This is a genomic window from Haloactinopolyspora sp. (assembly GCF_027324685.1).
GTDB lineage: Bacteria > Actinomycetota > Actinomycetes > Jiangellales > Jiangellaceae > Haloactinopolyspora.
Window position 1 is genome coordinate 1 of record NZ_DAHVSH010000088.1, and the last position, 19,772, is coordinate 19,772.

A 19,772-nucleotide genomic window follows, 5' to 3' on the forward strand; every position below is an offset into this window, starting at 1 on the left:
CCGCTGACACGCCCCCACCACCTCACCCAACTCCACATCACCCACCCCCGACAACGACACGCCAGACGGGAAACCAGACCCGGTCACAGTCGCCGTCGCAGCGGTGGTGAGGCGCTCCAGCGCGTCGGCCAGGTCGGCGCCGGTGTCACCCCGGCCACCGTCGGATACCGCCGACCCCGCCCGTCAGCGACCATCACCACCGGCACACCCTCATCAGGCACCACCAGCCACGACCCACCATCCACCGCCGCGACCAGGTCCCGCCACACCCCCGGATCAACCCCATCACCCACGTCGTCGACCTCGTGGTCGGGCAGGCCCACCGCGGCATCATCATCCGGGCACCAGGCCGCGTCCCGTGCAGCCAAATAGTCAGGAACAGCCGGGACAACCTCCGCACCAGGCAGACACCCACCCGGTCCGTCGTCTTGATCATCCCAACTGTCGAACATGCCCACACGCTACCAGACACATGTTCGAATCACTACCGTCAAGCTGCAGCCAAGCCATCACAAAACGATCACAAACCCGACGGCCCGCTACACGTTGGCGCAGGTCCAGTAGCTCATCCGGTTGTCAGCTGCCGATGACACACTCGGTTTCATGGCGCCGGGTGACATCGTCCACAGGTGCGCACCGCCGGCGTAGTCGTAGGCGGTCACGCGCTTGTTGTAGTTGCGACTTACCCAGGATGACGTCTGATTGTTGAACCCCCACGACGACGCATTGCCCGAGCACGTACTGGAGAACTGAAACCGCGTACCGTCGTAGTTCTGCCCGGTGTAGAAGCAGTAGTAGCCCGCTGTGCAGCTTCGCCAGGTGCCGGCCAGCTCCGCCGCCGCTGCTGACTCCGAGGCGGACGCCGATTCCATCGCCAGCAGCCCCAGCCCCAGCGCATCGACGACGTCGGTGCGCACGTTCGAACCCAACCCGGCCGGTGCGTGCTCCTCACCCGGCGACGGCCACACCACGACGGCCCCGTCGGCCCAGGCCATCGCGTTGTCGGAGACCTGAACGCCACCGGGCTGCAACGCGAGCAGGCGGTTCATCTCCGCAGCCAGTGGCCCGCTCGGCTCAGCCGAAACCGAAACCAGGTCCGCGTCGGCGGCCTGTGCTTGCGCTCCGCCGGTCACCGCGGCCGCCAACATCACGACCGCGGTCGTCGCCGCCCGCAGCCGGTGACGCGTCTTGGGTTCATGAGGCATCCGGTTCTCCTTCTCTCGACTGGACGTAGGGGCAGGACGGCTCGCTCTCCCCCGTAGGCTGTGCGTATGAGTGACGCACGCCCGGCCTGGGGTTACGGATTGGCGACCATCACGACAGATGGAACGATCTTGGATGTTTGGTACCCATCTCCCGCTCTCGGCAAACCGCCGACACCGGTTGCAGACGCGCCGAGCGAACTCACCAGCCTCGAAGGTGACGACCCCGACCGCCGGGTCCGCCGGCAGGTCGTCCACACGTCGATCGACCTGGACGAGGCGCCGACCAGCGCCGACGACGCCTACTTGCGACTGCATCTGCTGTCCCACCGACTGGTCGAGCCGCATGGGCTGAACCTCGACGGCGTCTTCGGCGCGCTGAACAACGTCGTGTGGACCGATCACGGCCCGTGCGCCGTGGACGACTTCGAGACCACCAGGCTGCGCCTGCGCCGCCGCGGACCCGTCACGGTCTACGGCGTCGACAAGTTCCCGCGCATGGTGGACTACGTGATCCCGACCGGGGTCCGCATCGCCGACGCCGACCGCGTCCGCCTCGGCGCCTACCTCGCCCCTGGCACCACGGTCATGCACGAGGGATTCGTCAATTTCAACGCCGGCACACTCGGCACGTCCATGGTCGAAGGTCGCATTTCCGCGGGCGTCGTCGTTCAGGACGGCTCGGACATCGGCGGCGGTGCGTCCATCATGGGCACCCTCTCCGGCGGGGGCACCGAGACGATCACGATCGGCAGCGGGTGCCTGGTCGGCGCCAATGCCGGCGTGGGCATCTCGTTGGGCGACGGCTGCGTCGTGGAAGCCGGGTGCTACGTCACCGCGGGCACCAAGGTCAGCTTGCCCGACGGCAGCGTCGTCAAAGCGCGCGAGATGTCCGGACGCGACGGTGTGCTCTACCGCCGCAACAGCGTGACCGGCACGGTCGAGGCGCTGGCCCGGTCCGGCGATTGGGGCGGGCTGAACGCCGCGTTGCACGCGAACTGAGCGGGCATGACCGGCCAGCACGGAACCATGCCTGCCACGCCGAACGTTGAGCTGTGCGCATGAGTCGCACCGGACGCCTTCTGGCCACTGCCCTGGCCATCGTCGTTCTCGGCGGTGGCGCCGCCGCGCTGCTCATCTACTGGGCCAGCAGCCCGGACGGCCCGCTCGGGCGGACGTCGGAGTGCCGCGCCACCGTCAACGGGCACACCACCGTCCTCACCCTGGACCAGGCCAAACACGCGGCCACGATCGCCTCGGTCGGGTTGGCCCGCGACGTACCCGCGCGGGCCGTCACGGTGGCGCTCGCCACGGCGTATCAGGAGTCCGACATCGCCAACATCGACTACGGCGACCGCGACTCGCTCGGCCTGTTCCAGCAGCGGCCGTCCCAGGGTTGGGGCACGGCCGAGCAGGTCCAAGATCCGGTCTACGCGGCCGGCGCGTTCTACGACGCGCTCCTCCAGGTGCCCGGCTACCGCGACATGGAGATCACCGAGGCCGCTCAGGCGGTCCAGCGCAGCGCCTACCCGGAGGCCTACGCCGACCACGAGGACGATGCGCGAGTGCTCGCATCCGCGTTGACCGGCTATTCCGAAGCCGCGTTGTGGTGCACGTTCACACCTGACACCGTCGCCGCCGAAGCCGAGGGGCCCGACGGGCTGACCGACCGGGCTCGGACCGTGCGGGACGCACTCGAGTCCGCCTTCGGTGGGCTCGACATCGGCGGGTTCCAACCCGGCGGCGTCGACTCCGGCCACATCGAGGGTTCGGCGCATTACGACGGCCGCGCGCTTGATGTCATGCTTCGCGCCTACGACGACCCCGCCGTCAATCGGCGCGGCTGGGCCGTGGCGCATTGGGCGACGGCCTACGCCGACGAGTTGGGCATCGCCACGGTGATCTACGACGACCGGATCTGGACGGCGCGACGCTCCGACGAGGGTTGGCGCACCTACACCCACCCGTCCGGTGACACCGACAATCCGACCATGCGCCACCTCGACCACGTGCACATCGACGTCGCCGAGGGGGCCTGAGTGCGCGCGGACGAGCACACCTCCGGGTACGGCGGTGTCGTCGCGACTCCACACCCGCTGAGCACGCAGGCCGGCATCGACATGCTCGATTCCGGCGGCAACGCCGTCGACGCCGCGGTGGCCGCCTGCGCCGTCCAGGGCGTGGTGGCGCCGGAGACCTGTGGTGTGGGCGGCGATCTGTTCGCCCTGGTCCATGTTCCAGGACAGCCGCGACCGCTGGCACTCAATGCGTCCGGACGGGCCGGCTCAGGGGTCGACGCCGCCGCGTTGCGCGCCGCCGGTCACGTCACCATTCCCGGCTCGCACCCGGCCGCCATCCCGGTGCCCGGCTGCGTCGACGGCTGGATGGCGCTGCTCGATCGCCTCGGCCGCCGCACCCCTGCCGAGGTGCTGCACCGTGCCGTGCAGCTGGCCGCGGACGGTTTCCCGGCCAGTGACGACCTGGTTCGTGCCGTCCGTTCGCGCGTCGATGCCCTGCAGCACCAGCAGGCCGCGCGCCCGTTGCTCGCCGCGACGCACGCCGGGGCCCGCGTGGTGCGCCGCGAGCTCGCCGCCACACTGCGGGCCGTCGCCGACGGCGGGCGGGCGGCGTTCTACGAGTCCGCTGCCGGCGCAGCCATCACAGCAGCCACCGGGGGCGTCATCACCGCAGATGACCTGCACCGCAACCAGGCCGACTGGGTTGAGGCGCTGGGCGTGGACGTCTGGGGTACCACCGCATGGACCGTCCCGCCCAACTCGCAGGGCTACCTCGCCACCGGAACCTGTGCGGTGCTCGAGCGCCTGGGCCCGACGGGCGGGATCAGCGACCCGCTGTCCTGGCACGTGATGATCGAGGCGTACCGCGCCCTGGCCGCGGGGCGGGACGACGTCGTCGTCGACCCACAACGCCCGACCATGCCCGCTGACCACCTGCTGGCCCCGGACCGGCTGGACGCCGTGGCCGCCAGCGTCGACCGCGCCGGGGCCCGGGACCGACCGGCGCCGATCCCGGCCTCCGGCGGCACCGCCTACCTGTGTGTCGTCGATGCCGACGGGCTCGGCGTGTCGCTGATCCAGTCGAACTTCCGCGGCATCGGCTCCGGCGTCGGTGCCGGGTCGGCTGGATTCCTGTTGCATGATCGCGGCCTGGGGTTCACGCTCGAAGCCGGCCACCCCGGTGAGCTGGCTCCGGGTCGCCGGCCCCTGCACACCCTGGCGCCCACGCTCTGGACGCGTGAGCAGCACCTGCGCCTGCTGCTGGGCACCCGAGGCGGACACGTACAGCCGCAGATCGTCGCCCAGCTGGCCGCGGCGGTGCTCGCCGACGGTGCTGACCCGGCAACCGCTCAGCACCGGCCGCGCTGGACGGTCGAGGTGCCCCCGACGGCAGGCTGCCGGGTCCGGCTCGAGCCCGGGGTTCCGGACGAGGTCAGCGCCGGCCTGCGGCAGCTGGGCCACGACGTCACCGTGCTGCCGGACCGTCAGCCCGGGTGGGGCCCGGTCTCGCTGATCGCCGTCGACGACTCGGGCCGGCGCACCACCTCCCCTGACCCCCGGGTCGTGACCACCTCGGTGGCACACACACCGCGCGCAGATACCGTGGAGCGATCATGAGCGACAACTTCCCGCCTCCGCCTCCTCCTGAGGAGCAGCCGCCGCCACGTCGCTCCGGCGCCACCGGCTGGAAGGTCGCCACGGCGGCAGCGTCGGTGCTGGCCGTGGCCCTCGCCGGCACGGTGTACGTGCTGATGGACCAGCGGGTCGACGAGATGCGCGCCGAACGCGACGCCGCGCGGGACGAGCTCGACGCCGCCCGCGAGGAAGGCGATGGCGGGCTGGGCGGGCTGGAGGACCTGCTCGGCGAATCCGGCCTCGGCGATCTCGACCTCGGCGACCTGGGGGAACTGCTCGGTGGCGGGTCCGTGGACCCCATCCTGTTCGAGTGTCTCGCCAGCGGCGGCGGGCTGGGGCTCGGCGGATCGGGGGATTCGATCCCGGACGGCCCCGTCGAAGAGCAGGTCGCGGCCATCCAGGACATCATCGAGTCCGAGCGCGGACTGCAGGCCGGCGACGACGTCGACATCGAGTTCGTCAGCCGGGACGAGGTCCGCAAGCGTGCCGTGGCCATCACCGAAGCCGAACTCGACCCGGCCACCGCCGAGGTCGATGCCCGTCTGCTGTCGGCGCTCGGCGCCGTCGAGCCCGGAACCGATCTCGCCCAGGCTCAGCTCGACGCGCTCGATGCCGGCGTGGGCGGCTTCTACGACCCCGAATCAGGCGAGCTCGTCATCGGTTCGGAACAGATGGACGGTCTCGGGGCCCTGATCACCTCGCACGAGCTCGTCCACGCCATGGCTGATGCCGAGCTCGGTCTGCCTGATCAGGAGGCGATCGCCGAGGCGTTGGGCTCCGATGCCGCCTACGCCGCGCTGAACGTCGTGGAAGGCGACGCGTCGCTGTACAGCCAGCAGTTCATCGGCCGCCACCTGCCGTTCGACGAGCTTCTCGCGCTGCAGGCGACGTCCGGGCAGACCGCCGCCGACCTCGACGAGCTCCCCCACTTCGTCGCCCGCCAGCTCGAGTTCCCCTACATCGAGGGCATGACGTTCACCTGCGACGTGTTCCTCGACGGCGGCTGGGAAGCAGTCGACGCCACCTACAGCGAGCTGCCCACCACGACGGCTCAGATCCTGTTCCCCGACCGCTACCGCGACGGTCAAGACGCCGTCGACGTCCGCGACCCGGCGGGGCCGTCGGGCTGGGACCGGCTCCGCACGGACACCTTCGGCGCCGCGGACTTGCTGTTCCTCCTCGAGGCGCCCGGCGACGACGAAGACGCCGCACTGTCGGAGCCGAAGGACCGCGTCAGTGCCTGGGCCGGGGGCGAGATCACCGTGTGGGGACGTGACGAGGCGAGCGCAGCCGCGCTCATCCTCGCTGATGGCGGCGGCGCGACGCCGCTGTGTGACACCATCGACGAGTTCTACGCGGCGGCCTTCCCCGACGCCGAGCGTTCCGAGAGCGGGGACGAGACCGTGTTCGACGGCTCCGATCAGGATGCGGTGCTCACGTGCTCCGGCGACGAGGTCGCTCTGGGCACCGGACCCGACGTCGAGACGGCTCGCGCCGCGGTGACCTCAACCCCCTGAAGCCAGCCGCCGCGCAGCAGCTTCGACGCGTTCGTCGGTCGCCGTCAGCGCCACGCGCACATGCTGGGCGCCACCCGGGCCGTAGAACTCCCCTGGCGCCACCAGGATCCCGGCCTCGGCGAGGCGGCCGACGGTGTCCCAGCACGGCTCGGACCGAGTGGCCCACAGGTACAGCCCAGCCTCGGAGTGGTCGATACGGAAACCGGCCCCGGACAAGGCGGCGTGCAGCCGCGCCCGGCGATTCTGGTATCGCTCGCGCTGGAGGTCGACGTGTTCGTCGTCGGCCAGCGCTGCCGCCATCGCCGCGGCCACCGGACTCGGCATCATCATGCCGGCGTGCTTGCGCACGTCGAGCAGTCGCTGCACGATGCCCGCGTCGCCGACGACGAACCCAGCTCGATACCCCGCCAGGTTGGAACGCTTCGACAGCGAGTGCACCGCGAGGATGCCCTCGAGCGAACCGCCGTTCACCTCCGGGTCGAGCACCGACGGCGGGCGGGCCTGCCAGCCGAACTCCCGGTAACACTCGTCCGAGGCCACGACGGTGCCCCGTTCGCGCGCCCACGCGACGACCTTGGCCAGGTGCTCGACCGGCAGCACCTGGCCATGCGGGTTGGCCGGTGAGTTGATCCACATCAGCGCCACCCGGCGCGGGCCGAGCGCGGTCACGGAGTCCGCCGGCATCGGGGTCGCCCCGGCCAGGCGAGCGCCGATGTCGTAGGTCGGATAGGCCAGTTCCGGGTGCGCCACGACGTCGCCGGGCCCCAGCCCGAGCAGCGTCGGCAACCACGCCACCAGCTCCTTCGAGCCGATGGTCGGCAACACACCGGTGCCGTCGGGCAGCTGCAGCCCCCACCGCCGGGCCAGGTAGTGCCGAACCTCCTGGCGCAGCTGCGGCGGCCCGGCCGTCGTGGGATAGCCCGGCGCGTCCGCGGCCCCTTGCAGCGCCCGGCGGACGACCTCAGGCGTGGAATCGACCGGTGTACCGACCGACAGGTCGACCAGGCCGTCCGGGTGTGCCGCGGCCCGCTCGCGGTAAGGAACCAGCGCGTCCCACGGGAAATCGGGCAAGCCGGGACGCGGCGCCCCCACCAGTCTCAGTGCCCCTCGGCGTTCTGCGGCGGAAGTGCAGCCACCAACGGGTGGTCCTTCGGAATCGCGCCCATCTTGGCAGCGCCGCCGGGCGAGCCGAGATCGTCGAAGAACTCGACGTTGGCGGTGTAGTAGTCCTTCCACTCCGTCGGCACGTCGTCCTCGTAGAAGATCGCCTCGACCGGGCAGACCGGCTCGCACGCCCCGCAGTCGACACACTCGTCGGGGTGGATGTAGAGCATCCGCTCGCCTTCATAGATGCAGTCGACCGGACACTCCTCGACGCAGCCCAGATCCTTGAGATCGACGCATGGCTGCGCAATGACGTAGGTCACGGCGATGTCCTCCTATCGGGAGCCGACGACGAGCGCCGACCGTTTTCATCCGGACTTCAGCTCTAGTATTGCGATGGCGTGCTTCCATCTTCCACCAAGGTCAGCCTATGAGATACCCGGGTCGGCGGCGTGAGGCGGCCGAACTGGTCGGCCGCCGCGTCATCGTGCGGCACCGCCTGCACAACCACCAGTTCAGCGCGACCGACGTGCTGGGCACGCTGCAGGCGTGGACGCCGGACGGCGCACGGGTGCGACGCGACCGCGGTGGCGACGTGGTGCACATCACGCCGGACGACATCATCGTGATCAAGGAGATCCCGGAGCGGACCGTCACTCGCCGCGACGTGCGCGACCTGGAGGCGGCCGCCGCTGGAGGCTGGGTGGCGCTCGAGGCCGAATGGCTGGGCGGCTGGCTGCTCCGAGCTTCCGGCGGGTTCACCGGGCGGGGCAATTCGTGTCTGCCGCTGGACGATCCCGGCATGCCGGTCGGCCAAGCTGTGGAGGCCGTCGAAGCCTGGTACGCACAGCGGCGCCTGCCCGCGTTGTTCCAGATTCCGGAGCCGCTCGGCCAGGTCCTCGGTCCACAGCTCGACGCCCGCGGCTGGTCGGCGCCGTTCAACCGCACCACCGTCATGACCGCTGTGCTGGACGACGTCCGTCAGGGCGCGCGCGACGACCTGCCCGAGGTTCGTGTCGAGGACACGCCGGACCAAGCCTGGCTCGACGCGTACCACTATCGCGGCGGCTCGTTACCCGACCACGCCGTAGACGTCCTGGTCAACGCCGCGACCGTGGGTTTCGCGTCAATCGACGAGGACGGTGAGCGGGTGGCGGTCGCCCGCGGCGCGGTGTCGACCGCGCCCAGCGGCCGCTGCTGGCTGGGACTGACCGCGGTCGAGGTCGCGCCCGGCGCCCGCCGCCGCGGGCTGGGCCGTCACGTCGTCGCCGGCCTGGCCGCGTGGGCGGCCGGGCACGGCGCCAACGAGGCCTACCTCCAGGTGACGGAGTCCAACACCGCTGCCCAGGCGACCTACCGCCGGATCGGCTTCACCGAGCACCACGCGTATCACTACCGGTCGGGATCGGCACCGCAGACGACCTTGTGATTGGGGTTGTACGCCCACGGGTCCTCTTCGTCCTTGACCAGCTTCCCGTCCGGGTCCCACACCTTGCGGTACGACGTGATGCTGAATCCCTGGCTGCCGCCCTGCGGCGCGCAGTTCTCGGACGTGTCGTAAATCGTGCGCGGCGAGGTGTGGTCGTAGCGCTCGGACACCGACGTCTCGACCTTGTAGTGCTTGGTGCTCCACAGCCGCACCGTGAGCGAGCCGTTGCTACCCGGGCTGCTCGGCGTGAAGCTGGTGTCGACGACGACGCCGTACGGCGTGTCGTTGGCGAAGCGCATGTCCTTGGCGCCCCAGGCGACCGTGGCCTCCTGCCCGACCGGGTAGCGGTCGAAATAGATGGAGTGCGGCCAGTGCTCGACGTCCTCGAGCCCGGCGACATAGGCGGCGTGGAACGTCGTGGTCGCCACCTGGGAGACACCGCCGCCGAGCGACTCTTCGAGCCGGCCGCCGTTGATGATCGTGCCGGCCGTGAAGCCGTTGGCCTCCGTCCGCTCACCGACGATCTCGTTGAGGCTGAACTCCTCACCCGGCAGCAGCAGCGTGTTGTCGATGCTGGCCGCGGCCGTTCCGATGTTGACGTTGCGGTACTCCGCGTGCGGGAAGCTCGTGGTGAACTCCGACACGACCTCGGTGACGCCGAGCTCTTTGGCGGCCTCGGTGGTCAGCTCGGGCTCGACCTCGGTCAACTCGACTTCGGCTCGCCGCTCGGCACCGGACTCGGTCAGCGCCGGCAGGATGGCCTCGCCGAGCGTGTCAGGCTGGACGCCCTGCCCGGGTTGGGCCGGCACGACGACCGGCGCGCCGTTCTGGATGGTCACGGTGGCGTCCTTGCCTTCTTGCCCGATCTCGGCGAGGACGTCGTGAGCCACGTCGGCCAGTTCAGCGGCGTCGAGCTTCGGGCGCAGCACGCCTTCGCCGTCGGGGCTCATCGACAACGCCTGAGCGATCATGTCCGGTGGGATCTCAGCGGTCTCGTCGCCCGCGGCCACCGTCACCGGTGCGGACATCGCCGGCTCGGCGAACTTCTCGACGGCTCGCTGGACCTCGTCGGCCGTCACGGCCGGCTCGACCTCGTCGACCACCAGCTCGACGTCACCGATCGGCAGTTCGGTGGAGCTGTCGCCGAAGTACGCCGCGGTCAGCCGCTCGACGCTCGCCTCGACGTCGACGGCGACACCGTTCTGCGGCTCACTCGTGACGACCTTGCCGCCGTCGAAGGCCACCGAACCATTGACCGGCTCGGCGTTCGCACCGTTGGCCACGTCCTCCACGGCCGCTGTCAGTGCTTGCTCGTCGACCGCGGGCACCGGTGCCACGGCATCGGTGCCCATGAGAGAGCGCACCAGCGACACCGGATTGGCGCTCCCGCCGGGCACGGAGGCCACGGTAGCGGGGACGTCGATGGTGAGGCCCGCCTCGGACGGAACGATCTCGAACGACGTCTCGCCGTCGGCCATGGTGAGATGCACCGGGGCGTCGACGACGCCCGGCAGCTGCTCGGCCAGGGTGGCTTCGGCCTCGGACGGCGTCATGCCACCGACGTCGATGCCGGCGACGGTCGCGCCGCGGGCCAGTGAGTCACCGGCGACGAAGTAGAGGACACCGTAGGCGACACCGAGTGCGGCCACCACGATGGCAGCAGCGATACCGGCGCGGCGCGCCGTGCGCCGAGGCGCAGCGGAATCGTCGGCGCTCTCCTGCGGGGGCGGCGGCGCCGGCGGGGGCTCCGCGGGCGCGTCTACGGTCGTGGAGACCGTGGTGTGTGTCTCATCTCCGGATTTGTCGCCCGGCGACACCGATGGCGGAGTAGAGTCAGGTTCGGCGTCTGCCGGGTCGTGCGATCCAGCCGTGCCATCACGCTGGCTGGGTGACTGGTCAGTCACGCTCGGACACCTATCTTTTTTGACTTTCGGGTCATCATCGAGGCAGGGCAGCACCTGCCGGGGCGAATCCTACGTGACCGACGGTGGCCGATCACTGGACACACCCAGCCCCAAGGCTACGGCGTGGCTGACCGATCCGCCGAACAGAAACACCAGCCCCGCTTCGCCGCCGGTGATGACGAGGTCTTCACCCGGCGCGTTTTGCGCGAGCGCCAACGTCGGACCAAGCCACGCCAGCGCCACCACCGCCGACCCCGCCCGGCTGCGCGCACAGGCGCGGGCGATGATCGCGACGCCGGCCGCGCCCCCGACGGCCAGCACGATGCCCAGCGGACTTCGCCACCGGTGCAAGAAAGCACCGGCGACGGCCACCACCACGGCCACGACGGCCAGGCCGGCGATGGCGAGAGCACTCAGCACGTTGCGAGCACGACGGGAGGACATCGCCGATGTCAGAGCGTCACACCGGCGAACAGATCGGACTCGACCCCGGTGTCGGGATCGACCGGCCCCTGCGCACCGCGGGCGAGGCGGAAGTGTTCCTGTCCCCAGATGGCCTGTCCGACGTTGTCGGACAACGCGAAGAACGGGCCGTTCACGTCGATCTGGGTGGCGTGGGCACGCATGGCGGCCACCTTGGCGTCGAGGTGATCGCTGCCGTCGATGATGGCCGCTACGTCGGCGTCGTCCACGACGAACCCGAGGTCGTCAGCCGACTCGACGCCGTCGAAGCCCTCCGCGCCGCGCTCGCGCATGGCGTCGATACTGCGCTGGACGACACTGCGCGGCATGGCCGTCCAGTAGATCTTCGCGATGTCCCAGGCCTCGCCGAGATCGCGGCGGTACGAGGGCACCGCGGCCAGCGCTGCGGCATAGGTCGCGACCCGGTGTGCCTGGATGTGGTCCGGGTGCCCGTAGTTGCCGTTCTCGTCATACGTCACCAGGACCTGTGGGCGTACCTCTCGGATGACGGCGACCAGGGGATCGGCCGCCTCACGGAGGTCGGCCGCCCAGAAGCTTCGGGGATCCACGGACTCGGGGGCTTGCGCGCGCCGGCCCTGCTCGCCCCACACCATGCCGGAGTCGCGGTAGCGACCCGGGCCGCCCAGAAAGCGGAAGTCGGTCACGCCGAGATGAGCCATGGCCGTGGCCAGTTCGCCGGCGCGATGCGGGCCGAGCGCGTCGTCGCGGTCCGGCGCCAGATGCGCCAGCTCGGGTACGAGGATCTCGCCCATCTCACCCTGCGTGCAGGTCACCAGGGTGACCTGAGCACCCTCGGCGGCGTAACGAGCCATCGTGGCCCCGGTGCCGATCGTCTCGTCATCGGGATGGGCATGGACCAGCAGGAGGCGGCGGTCAGCACGAGCAACGGACATACCGCCAACCCTAGTGATCGCCTCGGACACCCAGCGCGCCTCACCGCCGGCGATGCGCTCGAGATGCCGAGCCTTGCCGCACGAACTAGTCTGTCTTTGATCACACGGCGTCCATCACACTGTCCATCACACTGCGTCGGCAGGGTGGCGCACGAGGAGGACACGACGTGCCCGAACTCTCGTTGGCTCTTCCGCACGGGGTCGACCCGGTGCGGCGTTGGCGCAACACGATTCGGGCGCACGAAACGTTCCTCACCGGGGCGGACACGACGCCGGATGTCCGCCCGCTCGTCTTGGACTCCTGGCGGCGTAGTGCCGCTTACCAGGTCGACCCCGACCGCCCAGCGTCACCGGTCGTCCTCACCGACGACCAGCTCACCGAGGCACGCGTCACCCATCCGCTGCACCGCGTCATGCACGTCGTGCGCAGCCTGCTGATCGACCACGCCTCCGATGCCGGCGTCATCGTCGTGGTCAGCGATGCCGACGGACGGCTGCTGTGGGCCGAAGGCGACCGCGATCTGTGCCGGCGGGCCGAGGGCATGCAACTCGTTCCCGGCGCCGCCTGGCGAGAGGAGGCCATCGGCACCAACGCCATCGGCACCGCGCTCGCGGTCAACGACACCGTCCAGGTGTTCGGCAGCGAGCACTTCACTCGCAGTGTCCAACCGTGGAGCTGTACGGCCGCCCCCATTCACGACCCGTGGTCGAACGAGGTCATCGGCGTGCTCGACATCACTGGCGGCACCGACGTCGTGTCACCACAGTCGGCTTTCTTGGTCCGCTCCGCCGTCGCCGCCATCGAATCCGAGCTGCGATTCGACGATACGCTCACCCCCGACCACCGCACGCGGCCGGCCGACCCGGGAGGCCGCATCTGTGCACTCGGCCGAGACCGCGGAACGCTGAGCCTGCACACCGGCCCGGTGGAGATCAGTTTGCGTCATACCGAGCTGCTGCTCCTGCTCGCTGCCGCGCCCGACGGTCTGTCCGCCGGCGATCTGGCGTGGAAGCTGTACGAACACGATGCCGCCGAAGTGACCGTCCGGGCCGAGATCTCGCGACTGCGCAAGGTCGTGCCCGGGTTGATCTCCTCGGCCGGGCGCTACCGCCTCACCAGGCCGATCAGTACTGACGCCGCGGAGGTGGCCGACTATCTGGCCGCCGGCGACCACGCCAATGCGGTGGCCCTCTACCGTGGCGAGCTGCTGCCGCGCTCCACCGCTCCGGGCATCGTGACCATGCGCTATCGCTTGCACGGCTGGCTTCGCAACGTGCTGCTCGAACTCGGCGACGCCGAGTCGCTGCGCCGCTACTGTGAGTCCGCGGCCGGCCGCGACGACGTCCAAGCCTGGCAGGCCCGCCTCGAGCGCCTGTCACCGGGCTCGCCGCACCACGCCGAAGTGTCGGCCATACTCAGCGAGCTCGAGGCCACGTTCGGCCACGACGGCTGACCACGTCGCCCGATTCGTTCGCAACGCCGATGCAACGTCTGGTCATCTAGGCTCGTGCGCCACGACCGGGCGGGCAGCCCAACAAACCCAGCCCGCCCCCGGCCCGCCCGGTCGAACCGACTCACTCCCTGGTCAACCGGCTCATCCGGGTGAGTAGACCACGCTCAATGCTGAACGACGACGTCCTCGCGCACGGTCGCGTAGTGGCAGGCCGACGGGTGGTCGCTGCCGGAGCGCACCCGCAGCTCGGGTTCCTCTTCGGCGCACAGATCGGTCGCCTTCCAGCAGCGGGTCCGGAACCGGCAACCACTCGGCGGGTTCGCCGGGCTCGGGACGTCGCCGGACAAGATGATCTGCTGGCGCTGGCCGCGGACCGACGGATCGGGCACCGGCACCGCCGACAGCAGTGCCTGGGTGTACGGATGCGTCGGCTTCTCGTAGATCTCCGCGTCCGAGCCGATCTCGGCGATCCGGCCCAGGTACATCACCGCGACGCGGTCGGAGATGTGGCGCACCACCGACAGGTCGTGGGCGATGAAGATGTACGACAGGCCGAACTCGTCCTGCAGGCTCTCGAGCAGGTTCACCACCTGGGCCTGCACTGACACGTCGAGCGCCGAGACCGGCTCGTCGCAGATGATGATCTCGGGACGAAGCGCCAGGCCGCGGGCGATGCCGATGCGCTGGCGCTGGCCCCCGGAGAACTGGTGTGGATACCGGTTGATGTGCTCGGGGTTCAGCCCCACGACGTCGAGCAGCTCGCGCACCCGGTCGCGCCGAGAACCCTTCGGCGCGACCTCGGGATGGATGTCGAACGGCTCGCCGACGATGTCGCCGACCGTCATACGCGGGTTGAGCGAGGAGTACGGGTCCTGGAACACGATCTGGATGTTGCGGCGCATGTCACGCAGCGCCTTGCCCTGCAGATCGTAGATGTTCTCGCCCTTGTAGATCGCTCGGCCCGACGTCGGCTCCTCCAGCCGCATCAACAGTTTCGCCAGCGTCGACTTGCCGCAGCCCGACTCGCCGACCACGCCGAGTGTCTCGCCCTTGTGCAGCTGCAGCGACACGCCGTCCACGGCCTTGACGTCGCCGACGTGGCGCTTGAAGAGGATGCCGGTGGTCAGCGGGAAGTGCTTCACCAGGTCCTGAACGTCGAGCACGACCTCGCCGCTCGCCCTACCGTCAGGGCTGTTGGTTGTCGACGTCACCCTCGAGCACCTCCTGTGCGAAATGACATGCGCTGTATCGCCCGGGCAAGACCTCGAGCAACGGCGGGCGCTGTTCGTGACAGATCTGCCGGGCGTACGGGCACCGTGGCCGGAACTCGCAGCCCTGCGGAATCCGCGTGAGATTCGGCGGCAGGCCCGGGATCGCGGACAGTTCCTGACCCTTGAGGTCCACGCGGGGGATGGAGTTCAGCAGACCTTCGGTGTACGGATGCGCCGGCTTGGCGTAGATGTCGTGCACCTGCGCCTGCTCCATGATTCGCCCGGAGTACATGACCTCGATCTTGTCGGCGACATCGGCGACGACCCCGAGGTCGTGGGTGATCAGGATCAACCCCATGTTGCGCTCGCGCTGCAGATCGCGGAGCAACTGCATGATCTGCGCCTGAACCGTGACGTCCAGTGCCGTGGTCGGCTCGTCGGCGATCAGCACGTCCGGGTCGAGCGCGATCGACATCGCGATCATGATGCGCTGGCGCATACCGCCGGAGAACTGGTGCGGAAAGTCGTTGATCCGCTCTCGAGCCGCCGGAATACGGACCTGGTCCATCAGGTCGATGGCGCGCGCCTTGGCGTCCTTGCGCGACAGCCCTTCGTGGACGCGGAACATCTCCGAGATCTGCCAGCCCACGGTGAACACGGGATTCAGCGCCGAAAGGGCGTCCTGGAAGATCATCGAGATGCTGCGGCCCCGATAGGCGCGCCGTTCCTCGTCGGGCAACGCCAGCAGGTCTTGGCCGCGGAACCGGACCGCGCCACCGGTGACGAACCCCGGCGGCGTGTCCAGGATGCCCATGATCGCCTGGGCGGTGACGCTCTTACCGGAGCCCGACTCGCCGAGGACGGCGACCGTCTCGCCCTCGTGCAGGGTGTACGACACGCCGTTGACGGCCCTGGCCACGCCGTCGCGGGTGCGGAACTCCACATGAAGGTCGTCGACCTCCAGCAGCGGCGGCGCTCCGGTGTCGTCCGGCCGCGGCTCGGCCGTGGATTGCGTGCTCGCCATGGCTTGTCCTCCTCGAGGCTGTCCTGCCGTCACCGCAGTTTGGGGTCGAACGCGTCGCGCACTGCGTCACCGAGCATGATGAACGCCAGCACCGTCACGGACAGGAACGCGCCGGGGAACAGCAGCATGTGCGGCGACTGCCGGATGTAGGTCTGTGCATCGCTGATCGCGATACCCCACGAGATCACCGGCTCCTGCAGGCCGATGCCGAGGAACGACAGCGTCGCCTCGACACCGATGAACACGCCCAGGATGATCGTGGCGTAGACGATGGCTGGAGCCATCGCGTTGGGCAGGACGTGGCGCAGCAGGATGCGGCGGGTACCGCCGCCCAGTGCCTTGGCTGCCTGGACGTAATCGGCGTGCTTCACCTGGATGACCGTCGAGCGCATGATGCGGCAGACACTCGTCCACCCCAGCACACCCAACGCCAGCACCACCTTGCCGATGGTCTGCCAGGCCGGTGTACCGACGTCGGAGGGGAAGGTCGCCAGGACGATGATCCCGCCGAGCAGCAGCGGGATGCCGAAGAAGATGTCGGTGAACCGCGACAGCAGCGAATCGATCCAGCCGCCGTGGTAACCGGCGATCATGCCGATCAAACTGCCCACGATCGTGATGAAGATCGTCGTACAGACGCCGACCAGGATCGACGCGCGTGCGCCGTAGATCGTGCGCGCGTACACGTCACAGCCCTGCAGGTCGTAGCCGAACCACGCAGAGCCACTCGGGCCCTGCCGCGAGAACTGCAGGTCGCAGAAGTGCGGATCCTTGTTGGTGAACAACGACGGGAACACCGCCATGACGATCAACACAGAGATGATCACAGCCGAGATGAGGAACACCGGGCTGCGCAGCAGGTCCCGGAGCGCGTCACCGGCCAGGGAGTGCGCCTTGTCCTCACCCGAGTCCGCTCGCTCCGGCGTTTCGGGTGCCTCAACGTCCGGGCCGGGCTCGTCGGGCAGCGTCTGAGCGCCGGAACGGCCGTCAGGAAGGTTCGGTTCGTTCAGGCCACTAGTCATAACGGATCCTCGGGTCGAGTACCGCGTACAGCAGATCGACGAGCAGATTCACGAGCAAGAACACCAGCACCAGCACCGTCACCGCGGCGGTCACTGTGCCGCCTTCGTGGCGGTTGATGCCCTGGAACACCATGTTGCCGACGCCGGGGATGTTGAAGATCCCCTCCGTGACGATGGAGCCGCCGAGCAGCGAGCCGAAGTCGGCACCGACGAACGTCACGACCGGGATCATCGAGTTGCGCAGCGCATGCACCCCGATGACCCGCTTGCGCGCCAGGCCCTTGGCGGTGGCCGTGCGCACGTAATCAGAACGCAGGTTCTCCACCAGGTTGGTGCGCATCAGCCGGGCGACGAACGCCAGTGACAAGCTGCCCAGCACGAACGCTGGTAAGAGCAGCGAGAAGAAGTCGCCGCTGTAGGTCACCGGGAACCAGCCGAGCTGGACGCCGAACATGATCTGGGCCACCAAACCGATGACGAACACCGGGATGGACACCACGAACAGGGTGCTCACCAGCACGAGGTTGTCGATGAATCCGCCGCGGCGGATGCCGGCGAGGACACCGGCGAGGAGACCGATGATCAACTCGAAGATGATGGCCGTGAGGGCCAGCTTGAGGGTCACCGGATAGCGGGAGATCAGTTCCTCGGAGATGGAGGCTCCGGAGAACGTCTGACCGAAATCGCCGGTCAGTAAGTTGCCCATGTACTTGATGTACTGGATGAACAACGGATCGTTGAGGTTGTACTCCTCGGTCATCGCGCTGATGTAGCTCTCGGGACAGGGCCGGTCACCGCACTTGGCGGCGAACGGGTCCCCCGGGAGGGTCCACACCATCACATAGATGATGAACGTGGTTCCGATGACCACGGGGATCATCTGGAGGAGTCGCCGGACTACGTATCGCCCCATCAGCCTTCCTTCAGCGTTCGGGCGCACCACCGTGGGCAGAGGCGGCACCCCGCGGCAGGGTACCGCCTCTGCACGGTCAGCCGGTGCGCGTCAGCCGGCGGTCGTGACGCTGAGCAGGTCGACGGTCTGGAAGGGCGTGATCTTCACGTTGTCGACGTTGGTGGAGTAGCCCGCGATCGTCTTGCCGTACCAGAGCGGAACGGCCGGCATGTCCGCGGCCAGCATGGCCTCGGCCTCGTTGTACTTCGCGATGGCCTCTTCACCCTGCAGGGTCGCCGCTTCGGCGACCGCCTTGTCGAACTCGGGGTTGCTGTAGAGGCCGTCGTTCGCCGAAGCGTTCGTGGCGTACAGCGGGACCAGGAAGTTCTCGACCGACGGGTAGTCCATCTGCCAGCCGGTACGGAAGATGCCGGGCATCTCGCGGTTGTTGATCTTCGTACGGAACGTGGCGAAGTCGACCTCGGACTTGCCCTGGCACTCGATCTCGAGGGCGTTCTGGATGCTGTTGCACGTAGCGTCCACCCAGCCCTTGTGGTCGGCGTCACCGTTGTACGAGATCGTCAGCGTTCCGCTGTACCCACCAGCCTCGTCGAGCAGCTGCTTGGCGCGGTCCGGGTCGTACTCGCAGAAGCCGTCGCAGGCCCCGGGCTGGAAGCCCTCCACGACCGGCGCCACCCAACCGGTGGCCGGCTCACGGGTACCGGAGAAGATGTTGTCGACGATCGCCTCACGGTCGACGGCCAGCGAGATGGCCTGGCGCAGCTTCGGGTTGGCCAGCGACGGGTCGACGTTCTCAGGCGCGAACGTCATGGTCTGGATCACGCCGGTCTCGCGCTCGATGAACCGGTCACCCAGGTCGTTCTTGTAGGCCTCACCGGCCACGGCCGAGGTCGGCAGCTGCGGCACGATGTCGAGCTGGTCGGCCTGCAGTTCGTTGTACGCGGCGTCGTCGTTCTCGTAGATCTTGAACGTCGCCTCGTCGATCTGCGGCTTCACCTCGCCCTGGTAGTCCTCGTACGCCGAGAGCTTGATCTCGACGTTGCGCTCCCACGACTCGAACTGGAACGGGCCCGAGCCGATCGGCTCCTCGCCGAAGGCCTCGGGGTCCTCGAAGAACGACGGGGGCAGCGGCGCGAAGGCGGTGTAGCCCAGGCGCAGCGGGAACGACGACGACGGCTCGGTCAACTTGACCGTGAATGTGCTCTCGTCGACGACCTCGAGGCCGCTCATGGTCTCGGCCGTGGCGGAGCCTTCGACGTAGGCGCCGCTCTCGTCGTATTCGCCCTGGGCTTCGGTGTAGCCCTCGATGGGCTCGAAGAAGTAGGCGTTCAACGCGCCGTTGGGCCCGTAGGCGTTCCAGTTCCACGCGTCGACGAAGCTCTGCGCGGTGATCGGCTCACCGTTGTGGAACGTCCAGCCGTCGGCGACGGTGATGGTCCAGTTGATGTTGTCTTCGGACTCGATCGACTCGGCGATCTCGTTGTGCGGCTCGGCGGTCTCGGAGTCGTAGCGAACGAGCCGGGAGAAGAGCTGGTCGAGAACGTCCCCGCCGCATGTCTCGTTCGTCATGCCGGGGATGAGCGGGTTCTCCGGGTTGCAGCCGCGAATGGTGATCGCGCCACCGCCGCCGCTGGCCTCGCCGCCGCCGTCGTCACCGCCGTCGTCACCGCCGCACGCGCTCAACGCGAGCGCCAACGCGGCGGCCCCAACGACCGCCGACTTGCGTGCCGAGACTCGCATGGATGCCTCCTGGGATCTACCTGAGGTAAGGGCACGCGACGACACCGGTCGATGCGCCGCTACGACGGTTTGACAGCCTAGTGCCAGGCTTGAATACACCGACGCGACATTCTTTCTATGTGTCGGTCGACCCGAGCGGCAAGCCTTTACCCCGAGGCGATCCCACTCCGCAATCAGAATGTGACCTCCCCGGCGGACTGCTGTGATCCTTCGCCGACCAGTG

General features: G+C 68.9%; 18 protein-coding genes. 6 read left to right on the plus strand and 12 right to left on the minus strand.

Going from position 1 to position 19,772, the window contains the following annotated elements:
- Positions 1-83: 83 nt before the first annotated feature.
- Together M6444_RS09710 and M6444_RS09715 are read right to left on the minus strand one after the other, a co-directional pair.
- Positions 84-323 carry a hypothetical protein gene (locus M6444_RS09710; protein ID WP_298326194.1) on the minus strand — a complete coding sequence of 80 codons (240 nt, stop codon included), beginning with the start codon at positions 321-323 and terminating at the stop codon, positions 84-86.
- 216 nt (positions 324-539) lie between these two features.
- The gene (locus M6444_RS09715) at positions 540-1,205 is read right to left on the minus strand and encodes a peptidase inhibitor family I36 protein (protein WP_298326197.1); all 666 of its coding nucleotides are present in this window, start codon (positions 1,203-1,205) and stop codon (positions 540-542) included.
- 66 nt (positions 1,206-1,271) lie between these two features.
- Here M6444_RS09715 and dapD point away from each other — a divergent pair, with 66 nt between their 5' ends.
- The 4 genes from dapD to M6444_RS09735 are packed head-to-tail and all read left to right on the plus strand — an operon-like array spanning position 1,272 to position 6,372.
- Positions 1,272-2,204, plus strand: coding sequence for a 2,3,4,5-tetrahydropyridine-2,6-dicarboxylate N-succinyltransferase (gene dapD / locus M6444_RS09720; protein ID WP_298326199.1), 933 nt, complete (start codon positions 1,272-1,274; stop codon positions 2,202-2,204).
- Between the two features lie 59 nt (positions 2,205-2,263).
- Entirely contained in the window at positions 2,264-3,241 is a 978-nt protein-coding gene (locus M6444_RS09725; RefSeq protein ID WP_298326201.1) for a hypothetical protein, read from the plus strand.
- A complete protein-coding gene (locus M6444_RS09730; protein ID WP_298326204.1) occupies positions 3,242-4,837 on the plus strand; it encodes a gamma-glutamyltransferase in 1,596 nt (531 codons plus the stop codon). It abuts the gene before it with no gap.
- The gene (locus M6444_RS09735; RefSeq protein WP_298326207.1) at positions 4,834-6,372 is read left to right on the plus strand and encodes a hypothetical protein; all 1,539 of its coding nucleotides are present in this window, start codon (positions 4,834-4,836) and stop codon (positions 6,370-6,372) included. The genes M6444_RS09730 and M6444_RS09735 overlap by 4 nt, the downstream gene beginning before the upstream one ends.
- On the opposite strand, the gene dapC is transcribed toward M6444_RS09735, so the two are convergent.
- Positions 6,361-7,464 carry a succinyldiaminopimelate transaminase gene (dapC, locus tag M6444_RS09740; RefSeq protein WP_298326210.1) on the minus strand — a complete coding sequence of 368 codons (1,104 nt, stop codon included), beginning with the start codon at positions 7,462-7,464 and terminating at the stop codon, positions 6,361-6,363. The two genes, M6444_RS09735 and dapC, sit on opposite strands and share 12 nt — an antisense overlap.
- Positions 7,465-7,469: 5 nt before the next feature.
- Positions 7,470-7,799 carry a ferredoxin gene (gene fdxA, locus M6444_RS09745; protein ID WP_298326213.1) on the minus strand — a complete coding sequence of 110 codons (330 nt, stop codon included), beginning with the start codon at positions 7,797-7,799 and terminating at the stop codon, positions 7,470-7,472.
- Between the two features lie 107 nt (positions 7,800-7,906).
- On the opposite strand from fdxA, the gene M6444_RS09750 reads away from it, so the two are divergent.
- Entirely contained in the window at positions 7,907-8,905 is a 999-nt protein-coding gene (locus M6444_RS09750; RefSeq protein WP_298326216.1) for a GNAT family N-acetyltransferase, read from the plus strand.
- Here the strand turns inward: M6444_RS09750 and M6444_RS09755 are convergent.
- The 3 genes from M6444_RS09755 to mshB form a co-directional block, all read right to left on the minus strand.
- Positions 8,869-10,809: a VanW family protein gene (locus M6444_RS09755; RefSeq protein ID WP_298326219.1), complete on the minus strand. Its 1,941-nt coding sequence runs from the start codon at positions 10,807-10,809 to the stop codon at positions 8,869-8,871. The genes M6444_RS09750 and M6444_RS09755 overlap by 37 nt on opposite strands.
- Before the next feature lie 69 nt (positions 10,810-10,878).
- Positions 10,879-11,253: a DUF6113 family protein gene (locus M6444_RS09760; protein ID WP_298326222.1), complete on the minus strand. Its 375-nt coding sequence runs from the start codon at positions 11,251-11,253 to the stop codon at positions 10,879-10,881.
- An 8-nt stretch (positions 11,254-11,261) separates the two neighbouring features.
- Positions 11,262-12,185 carry an N-acetyl-1-D-myo-inositol-2-amino-2-deoxy-alpha-D-glucopyranoside deacetylase gene (gene mshB / locus M6444_RS09765; protein WP_298326225.1) on the minus strand — a complete coding sequence of 308 codons (924 nt, stop codon included), beginning with the start codon at positions 12,183-12,185 and terminating at the stop codon, positions 11,262-11,264.
- 167 nt (positions 12,186-12,352) lie between these two features.
- Here mshB and M6444_RS09770 point away from each other — a divergent pair, with 167 nt between their 5' ends.
- Positions 12,353-13,639 (plus strand): GAF domain-containing protein, encoded by a 1,287-nt coding sequence (locus M6444_RS09770; RefSeq protein ID WP_298326228.1) that lies wholly within the window; start codon positions 12,353-12,355, stop codon positions 13,637-13,639.
- A gap of 164 nt (positions 13,640-13,803) precedes the next feature.
- Here M6444_RS09770 and M6444_RS09775 read toward each other — a convergent pair whose 3' ends face one another.
- From M6444_RS09775 to M6444_RS09795, 5 genes are all read right to left on the minus strand, one after another.
- Positions 13,804-14,850: a dipeptide ABC transporter ATP-binding protein gene (locus M6444_RS09775; protein WP_298326231.1), complete on the minus strand. Its 1,047-nt coding sequence runs from the start codon at positions 14,848-14,850 to the stop codon at positions 13,804-13,806.
- Entirely contained in the window at positions 14,825-15,874 is a 1,050-nt protein-coding gene (locus tag M6444_RS09780; RefSeq protein WP_298326234.1) for an ABC transporter ATP-binding protein, read from the minus strand. Before M6444_RS09780 ends, M6444_RS09775 begins: the two co-directional genes overlap by 26 nt.
- Before the next feature lie 29 nt (positions 15,875-15,903).
- Positions 15,904-16,896, minus strand: coding sequence for an ABC transporter permease (locus M6444_RS09785; protein ID WP_298326236.1), 993 nt, complete (start codon positions 16,894-16,896; stop codon positions 15,904-15,906).
- A complete protein-coding gene (locus M6444_RS09790; RefSeq protein ID WP_298326238.1) occupies positions 16,889-17,809 on the minus strand; it encodes an ABC transporter permease in 921 nt (306 codons plus the stop codon). The genes M6444_RS09785 and M6444_RS09790 overlap by 8 nt, the downstream gene beginning before the upstream one ends.
- Positions 17,810-17,899: 90 nt before the next feature.
- Complete coding sequence (locus M6444_RS09795; protein ID WP_298326241.1) at positions 17,900-19,549, minus strand: ABC transporter substrate-binding protein; 1,650 nt, start codon at positions 19,547-19,549, stop codon at positions 17,900-17,902.
- Positions 19,550-19,772 lie beyond the last annotated feature (223 nt).

Bases quoted from the DNA above. Each gene is read 5' to 3' on its own strand.
- M6444_RS09715 (WP_298326197.1), bottom strand. From the start codon at position 1,205: ATGCCTCATGAACCCAAGACGCGTCACCGGCTGCGGGCGGCGACGACC.
- dapD (WP_298326199.1), top strand. From the start codon at position 1,272: ATGAGTGACGCACGCCCGGCCTGGGGTTACGGATTGGCGACCATCACG.
- M6444_RS09725 (WP_298326201.1), top strand. From the start codon at position 2,264: ATGAGTCGCACCGGACGCCTTCTGGCCACTGCCCTGGCCATCGTCGTT.
- M6444_RS09735 (WP_298326207.1), top strand. From the start codon at position 4,834: ATGAGCGACAACTTCCCGCCTCCGCCTCCTCCTGAGGAGCAGCCGCCG.
- M6444_RS09750 (WP_298326216.1), top strand. From the start codon at position 7,907: ATGAGATACCCGGGTCGGCGGCGTGAGGCGGCCGAACTGGTCGGCCGC.
- M6444_RS09760 (WP_298326222.1), bottom strand. From the start codon at position 11,253: ATGTCCTCCCGTCGTGCTCGCAACGTGCTGAGTGCTCTCGCCATCGCC.
- mshB (WP_298326225.1), bottom strand. From the start codon at position 12,185: ATGTCCGTTGCTCGTGCTGACCGCCGCCTCCTGCTGGTCCATGCCCAT.
- M6444_RS09780 (WP_298326234.1), bottom strand. From the start codon at position 15,874: ATGGCGAGCACGCAATCCACGGCCGAGCCGCGGCCGGACGACACCGGA.
- M6444_RS09785 (WP_298326236.1), bottom strand. From the start codon at position 16,896: ATGACTAGTGGCCTGAACGAACCGAACCTTCCTGACGGCCGTTCCGGC.
- M6444_RS09790 (WP_298326238.1), bottom strand. From the start codon at position 17,809: ATGGGGCGATACGTAGTCCGGCGACTCCTCCAGATGATCCCCGTGGTC.
- M6444_RS09795 (WP_298326241.1), bottom strand. From the start codon at position 19,549: ATGCGAGTCTCGGCACGCAAGTCGGCGGTCGTTGGGGCCGCCGCGTTG.